Annotated in this window: 1 protein-coding gene; it reads left to right on the top strand. The window is 45.3% G+C overall.

What is annotated here, in order from left to right:
* Positions 1-225 precede the first annotated feature (225 nt).
* The coding region (locus J4D97_RS22920) for a PD-(D/E)XK nuclease family protein (protein ID WP_208309619.1) at positions 226-1254 on the top strand (1029 nt) is incomplete at its 3' end.

The raw sequence follows: 1254 nt of genomic DNA, 5'->3' as shown, positions 1-1254 counted from the left end.
CGGTAACCAAAAGAAGAACCATAGAATCCAAATTCTTATGTTCTTCACCGAGGGCCTAATGAGTACAGACTTAACCCAAACAACGAAATCAGAGAAAAGCTTCACTACTTTGTTCGAGGGCCCTACTGGGAGCTTTGGAAAGTAGTAAGGAGCAACCCCGTTTAGGCTGGACCTCTTACACTACAAATATATAATAAAAATTTTGCATTTGCAAATAATATTTTTATGAACCTCTTTGAACGACTCTACCGCTACCGTGAAAAAGCTTCCAAGCACGAACGCGAAAACTACCTAACAGAACTGCTGGCTACCATTCTCGAACGCAACCCCAGTCTTATCACTATTCTTTGCACCGACGCCGGTATTAACCTGCCAAGTAGATCTGTCTACACAATCCGTACTCAGCAAAGCTATGCAGAAGGCCGCCCTGACATCGTAATTGAAACGGCCGCCCATGAAGTATTACTACTCATTGAGTGCAAACTAGAAGCAGGAGAGGGACACGAGCAACTCGCCAATTATCAACGCATCTTGGCGGCTAGCTCTGCCGCACAGAAGGGTATTATTTTTCTCACCAAGTACTACGAAGCCCCACGCGCTAAACCTGTGGTTTGTCTGCGGTGGTATCAGCTCTTTCAACGACTTTCCAAGCTACCTGATAGCGAACTATTGTCCTTGTTTAGGGAGTACCTCATCTTTCATCGTTTACACCAACCCATGTCCTTCCAGTCCGCCGATCTATTAGCATTGGAACAAATCCAAGCTACCATCACCAAAATGGATGAAATTCTCACACCTATCGAGTGGGAATTTCGACGTTACATAGGTGGAACATACCAATATACAAAAACCCGCTGCCCCCGATTTGAAGAAGGGTGGTATGGCTATTGGCGTTTTGCTGGCTCTGCTACATTTAGTGCTGGTTTCTTGTGTGGTGCAGGCGAAATGCCCCGTTGCTTTGTAGAGGTAAAAACTTGGTCCGGTTCTCCAGAGCCGGTATTTGAAGGAGAGAAGCGTAATACTTTCCAACAAGCAGTAAGAAAAACATGGAACTTGCCAGATTCTAAATTAAATGATTTGGTAATTGCTAAATCCGTTACGGCTTTCATGACAACGTCGGGACAAGACGAAGGTGTAATTGCTATGCGCGAATGGTTCCAAGCACGCTTTCAAGAGTTGAATCAATTGTTAGAACAGCACTCTTACTTCCTGCAAGGAGTCTCACCAGTGCCCCCTGAGCTAGCGGCAGAAGAG

It is taken from the genome of Hymenobacter defluvii, from assembly GCF_017589435.1.
In the GTDB taxonomy this organism is placed as follows: Bacteria; Bacteroidota; Bacteroidia; order Cytophagales; family Hymenobacteraceae; genus Hymenobacter; species Hymenobacter profundi.
This window is presented reverse-complemented; position numbering and strand designations above follow the sequence as displayed.